Here is a 5,777-nt window from a genome sequence, read left to right as displayed (position 1 = left end):
GTGCGGCGGCTGCTGCCGGCTGCCGGGTCCGCCGTCAGCGGCCGGTCCGCCCGGCGCCCCAGCGGCGAACCTCGCGCGCGTGCCCGCGCCCGTACCGGCGCCCGTCCCCCCGGCGATCGTCGTCTCGGTGCTGGTGCTGGTGCTGGTGCTGGTGCTGGTGCTGGTGCCGGTGCCGGCGTCCGGGTGGGGCGTGGGGGTGGCGGGCTCGGGGTGCGGGTCGGTGGGTGGGGCCAGCAGGCGGGCCACCTGGCGGGCCAGGTCGTCGGACTGCGCGCCGGGCAGGGCGACCACCCGCAGCTCCACCGGGCGCTCGGCCACGGCGGCGAGGCCGGAGGCGAGCAGGGCGCCCGGCGTCTGGTGGGCGTGGCGCACGCCCTGACCGGCGGCGGTGGAGTCGCCGAGGAAGGCCAGGCGCAGCGGCGGGGCGTCGCCGTCGCGGTCGAAGGCCGTGCCGTACCGGCCGTCGGCCGCAGGTGGCACGTCGCCCGAGCCGCCCACCACCCGCCGGGCCATCCGCACCTCGGTCAGCAGCAGCCCGACGGCCGCCCCGCCGAGCAGCCCGATCCCGCCGCCCCCGTACGCCGCGGCGGTCGCGATCCGCCGCGCCCCCCGTGCTCTCGACATCGACATGGGCCCGCTCACCTCCGGTCTGTGCTGCGTACGTGCCCCAACCGCGCCTGCCCCGAGCGGCCCTGCCCGCGCTGCCTGCCGGACGCGGTACGGGGCGGGCCGGCCGGGCCTACTGACGTGTTGCCCGGATCGCGGTGCATCGCAACGCTCCGGGCGCCCGGTCCCGCCGCATGCCGCAGCCGCAGTGCCGGACGGGGCACGTCCCCGCGCGCGGGGCGGGCCTCGTACCGACTCGTACCAGGTGGGAAGAGGGCGAAGAGCGCGAAGAGAGCGAAGCGGGGGTATGGGCGGGAGCGCGACCAGGTGGCGCATAAGCGACCCTGGAGGAGTGGCCGAAACGTACGGCTTCGTGCGGAGTGGGGGCACCCTGGCTGCCGGGGCGATGCCCGTTCGTCAGGGGGCGGTCGCGGTGAGTTATCCACAGGGCGGTCGCTCCCGGACCGTGGCGCAATAGGCTGAAGGAGTGGGCCCGCGCCGGCGGCAGCCCCTTGACCCGCGGAGATCCCGCTGAACCTGGAGTAGGGCGTGCAGTTTCACGAATCGATGATTGAGCTGGTCGGCAACACCCCGCTGGTGAAGCTCAACGGCGTGACCGAGGGCATTCAGGCCACCGTCCTGGCGAAGGTCGAGTACTTCAACCCCGGCGGTTCGGTGAAGGACCGGATCGCCGTGCGGATGATCGAGGCGGCCGAGGAGTCGGGGGCGCTCCAGCCCGGTGGCACGATCGTGGAGCCGACGTCGGGCAACACCGGCGTGGGCCTGGCGATGGTCGCCCAGCGCAAGGGGTACAAGTGCATCTTCGTCTGCCCCGACAAGGTGTCCACGGACAAGATCAACGTGCTGCGGGCGTACGGGGCCGAGGTCGTGGTGTGCCCGACCGCCGTCGACCCCGAGCACCCCGACTCGTACTACAACGTCTCCGACCGCCTGGTGCGCGAGACGCCGGGCGCCTGGAAGCCCGACCAGTACAGCAACCCGAACAACCCGCGCTCGCACTACGAGTCCACGGGCCCCGAGCTGTGGCAGCAGACCGACGGCCGGATCACCCACTTCGTCGCGGGTGTCGGCACCGGCGGCACGATCAGTGGCACCGGCCGCTATCTGAAGGACGCCAGTGAGGGTCGGGTCCAGGTCATCGGCGCCGACCCGGAGGGCTCGGTCTACTCCGGCGGCTCGGGCCGGCCGTATCTGATCGAGGGCGTCGGCGAGGACTTCTGGCCGACGGCGTACGACAGGACCGTCGCCGACGAGATCGTCGCGGTCTCCGACAAGGACGCCTTCCAGATGACGCGCCGCCTCGCGAAGGAGGAGGGCCTGCTGGTCGGCGGCTCGTGCGGGATGGCGGTCGTGGCCGCCCTCCGGGTCGCCGAGCGACTCGGCCCCGACGACGTGGTGGTCGTGCTGCTGCCGGACAGTGGCCGTGGGTATCTTTCGAAGATTTTTAATGACGAGTGGATGGGCCAACATGGGTTCAGCGATCAGCCGATCGCGGAGCCGACGGCCGGTGACGTGCTGGGACTGAAGACGGCGGGGATGCCGAACTTCGTGCACATGCACCCCACCGAGACCGTGGGCGACGCGGTTCAGGTTCTGAGGGAGTACGGGGTCTCGCAGATGCCGGTGGTGGCACCGGGCGCGGGGCATCCCGACGTGATGGCCGGCGAGGTGATCGGAGCGGTGGAGGAGCGGGTGCTGCTGCACGCGCTGTACGCCGATCACGCCGGGCCGAACGATCCGCTGGACAAGCACATGAGTCCGCCGCTGCCCGTCGTCGGCTCCGGAGAGCCGGTGGCGAAGGTGGCGGCTGCACTGGAAGGACGGGACGCCGCGGTGGTCCTGGTGGACGGCAAGCCCACCGGCATCGTCACCCGGCAGGACGTCCTGGCCTTCCTCGCCGAGAACGGCAACGTGCAGGCCATGCCCTGAGACCGGTGCTCGCGCCGTCAGCAACGGCGCCCCTGCAACTCCCTGAACTCCAGGGTGTTGCAGGGGCTTGTAGGACCCGCCGGAAAGGTCGGGTTCCCTCATGCGGGCGAATGGTCCTTCGTGCCACTGGACGGGTGCGCGCCGCCCATGCGGGGATCACGGCTGAAGCAGGGTGCTGAAGAACTGCGGGATGGCGTCGGGCAGGTGTGTCGGCAGGCGGGTCGCCCGTCAGCGGGCGAAGCTCCGGGTCCGGTCTGAGGAAGCCGACGGGGGCATCGCCCGCCGTCGGCCCGGTCGCAGAGGCTACGCCCGTGGAACGACGCGGAGCAGGTCCGGATCGAACGGCGCCCGCAGAGACCGCCCCTTCGGGATCGGAGACACGATCACGGCATGGATGATGCGGCTGATGGCAGTGCGCCGCTGCGTGAGGTCCATGTCCTTCCACTTCGACCTGTCCCATCCGGCGAAGGCGTTGGCTGCCGCCTGCTCCACCAGGAATTCACGCCGGTCAGTTTCCAGGCCGGCGATCCTCTCCTCGACGCTCGGCAGGAGTCGGTAGAACGCAGCGTCCGAAACGACACCCTCGGCCCACTTGGTTTCGAGGTTCCGTCGGCGCGTCTGAAGATCTTCGAGCACGGCTGTACCCGGCCACTCGGTGACCTTGGGCCGTACCTTCTCGTACCGGACCTCAAGGGCTCGTACGACCAGCTCTTCCAGATGCTCGTCAACGGGCCCCATCTGACGGGAAGCGCCCCCACAGTCGAGCCTCGCGCACACGTAGACGCAGTTGTCCGGGTTCGCCCGCGGCGGACGGCGACCCCCGCCCATCTTGGCATCGCAGATCTTGGCCGGGTCGTCCTTCCGGTGTGCCCCGCAGCGTAAGAAGCCCGAGAACAGGTACTTCCGGGCGCGGGACTCCGGAGCCCCCGGCACCGCGTAGCCGGGATGCGTCTTCCGGAATCCGCCTGATTGGGCCCCACGCCCCGTGGAGAGCCGCCGCAGTGCTGCCGATTCCTCGGTGGTGCACACGGTCTCCCACTGGCCCATGATCGGGTTGCCGTCTTTCCCGAGGACGAGCTTGCCGGCCATGGCCCGTTGACCGCACAGCACCGGATTGATCAAGAGCTGCCGCACCGTGGCCCCCGACCAGGGCCTTCCACTCGCGCCGACGATCCCGATTCCGTTGAGGTCCCGAGCGATGGAATTCCAGGTCCGCCCCTCCAGCGCCTTGTCGATCATGTGGCGCAGGATGACCGACTCTTCTGGGTCGAGCCTCATGTTCATCCCACGGCCCTCGCGGACGTCCTGGGCGAGCCAGCCGAAACGACGTCGGCCGCCGGGCGAGGTTCCGTCTTGTGCCCGGCGCCTGACCTCGCGGTGAAGCCGCTCCTTCGTCCTGGTCACCTCGCCCGCGGATTCTCCGGAGTCCGCGAGTCCGACCGCGTTGCTGCCGGAACTCACGAGGTCGTACGGCTTCCCCCGCTCGATGAAGAGCCCGTCACCTTGGACGATGACGGCCCGGCGGAACCTGGCGTAGTCCTCCGGGAGTCGCCACACGCGCTCGTGCTCGGCCGAGACCACGGCACACACCGGGTAGCCCTCGGAAACCTTTCGGTAGTGGACCGAGCGCGTCATCTCCACGAAGCTCGGCCTCACCACGCTGGGGTCGGCCGCCGTGAGGTTGTTGTCCTCGAAGTACTTGACGATGGCCACGCCGTGCTCCGTGGCCGTCTCCTCGTTTCCCTCGTGCTGGTGTCGGACACCCGTACCGGCCTTCCGCGATTTGGCTCGCGTCGTGGAGCGAAGTGACTGGTCCGCACTGATGCGGGCGTAGTCCACGCCGGGTATCCGGCCGTCCAACCAGTCCTCGAAGGTCTTGCCCGCTTGCAGCTCGCTCACCAACTCCGGGTTGAGGAAGCCCCTTGAGGTACCGGTCACCGTGCCCTCCGAGTGAAAGGTCGTCAGACGTGAGCCAGAAATATACCCATACTGGCTGATTGGCTGGAGTCGGTAGATGAAGGACTCAGGCTTGGAGGAGGCGGGCCCGTACGTGTGGGGGGTGTGCTCGGTGGTGCGGAGGCCCGCCCCAGCCCCCGGTCAGACCAGTCGGCGTCGGCCCGGGGCGGACAGCGTGGGTGGTGGGTGGACGGGGGCTGCCCGGGCCTTGGCCAGCGGGGGAGGGGCCCGGGGGCGCGCCTTCGCACAAGTGGTACGTGTGCGTCACGCGCCAGCAGCACGCATTTAACACGCGTCCGGCACGGTGGTGGGTGTCGGTAGGGCGACACCGACACCCGATGACGGCGACACGGACCTCCGGAGCGGCTCCCGGACCTCCACGGTCGCCCGGACGCGGCGAGACCGGCCTGGACCCGGCCCGCGTCCCCCGCGGGGACCGTCGTCGTCCCGCCCCCGGTCGCGTACCGGGGTGAGACGGTCCCCGCGCGTACGTTGCCGGCTGGCCCGTGACCTGGATGGGTCACGGGCCAGCCGTGTGTCGTGTGGGGGTTCGTGCGGTTCGATGTGGCGTGCTGTGCGGGTTTCGTACGCCGGGCGGCCTCGCGTGGCCCGCGCCCGCTCGGCCCTTGGTCCGCGGCCGGTTCCGGGTCAGTCCCAGTCGCTGGTGGACTTCTTGCGGTCGCGGCGGAGGAAGGCGAAGCCGCCGAGAGCGTGCACCGCGTTCACGCCGAAGATGCCGCCCCAGGCGACGAGCAGGCCGGGCAGGCCCTCGTTGACCGCGCCGATCGCGGAGAGCGGGATGGCGAGCACCAGTGAGACGGCGACGAAGCCGAACCGTTCGCCGACCCCGATGCCGGTGGCCGCCGTGCTGCCGGACCCGGCCGGCTGGCGGTCCCCGCGGGCGGCGGACATCTGCTGTTCGGCGAGCTGGCGGCGGACGTGCCGGTCGGCGGTGTCGTTGAAGCGCTGCTCGACCTTCTCCATGAAGGAATCGACCAACTCCGACTCGTACTCGGGACCGAGCTCCTTGCGCGTCTGCAAGGTCGCGTCGAGTTCCTTCTTCAGCTCAGGGTCGCGGGCGTCCATGGTGCATACGCTACGGGTAAGCGACGGGGGTGTAAGTAGGGTCAGCCCCCCTATCGGCTGGGGGCCAAGCCCCCGACGCCCCACCCCTGCGATACGGGCCCGCCGGCTGTCGGCCCCCCCGCCCCCCCGCCCCCCCGCCCCCCCGCGGCGGGGCGCCCCCCCCCCCCCCCCCCCCCCCC

Annotated in this window: 4 protein-coding genes; 1 reads left to right on the top strand and 3 read right to left on the bottom strand. The window is 71.1% G+C overall.

Going from position 1 to position 5,777, the window contains the following annotated elements; all coding sequences use genetic code 11:
- On the bottom strand, window positions 1–630 hold a 630-nt coding region (locus AAHZ94_RS27295), incomplete at its 3' end, for an SGNH/GDSL hydrolase family protein (RefSeq protein ID WP_502964799.1).
- 525 nt (window positions 631–1,155) lie between these two features.
- Between AAHZ94_RS27295 and AAHZ94_RS27290 the strand changes: the two genes are divergently transcribed.
- Window positions 1,156–2,556, top strand: coding sequence for a cystathionine beta-synthase (locus AAHZ94_RS27290; protein ID WP_349996082.1), 1,401 nt, complete (start codon window positions 1,156–1,158; stop codon window positions 2,554–2,556).
- A gap of 303 nt (window positions 2,557–2,859) precedes the next feature.
- On the opposite strand, the gene AAHZ94_RS27285 is transcribed toward AAHZ94_RS27290, so the two are convergent.
- Both AAHZ94_RS27285 and AAHZ94_RS27280 read right to left on the bottom strand, forming a co-directional pair.
- Entirely contained in the window at window positions 2,860–4,494 is a 1,635-nt protein-coding gene (locus tag AAHZ94_RS27285; RefSeq protein WP_349996080.1) for a recombinase family protein, read from the bottom strand.
- Window positions 4,495–5,160: 666 nt separating this feature from the next.
- Window positions 5,161–5,598, bottom strand: a complete 438-nt coding sequence (locus AAHZ94_RS27280; RefSeq protein WP_349996079.1) for a hypothetical protein — start codon at window positions 5,596–5,598, stop codon at window positions 5,161–5,163.
- Window positions 5,599–5,777: the final 179 nt, after the last annotated feature.

This window comes from Streptomyces sp. HSW2009, assembly GCF_040240285.1.
In the GTDB taxonomy this organism is placed as follows: domain Bacteria; phylum Actinomycetota; class Actinomycetes; order Streptomycetales; family Streptomycetaceae; genus Streptomyces.
The sequence above is the reverse complement of the archived record's forward strand: the minus strand, read 5'-3'. Positions and strand labels throughout refer to the sequence as shown.

What these genes read in the sequence shown, in the direction of transcription:
- AAHZ94_RS27280 (WP_349996079.1), bottom strand. Translation starts at nt 5,598, where the DNA reads ATGGACGCCCGCGACCCTGAGCTGAAGAAGGAACTCGACGCGACCTTG.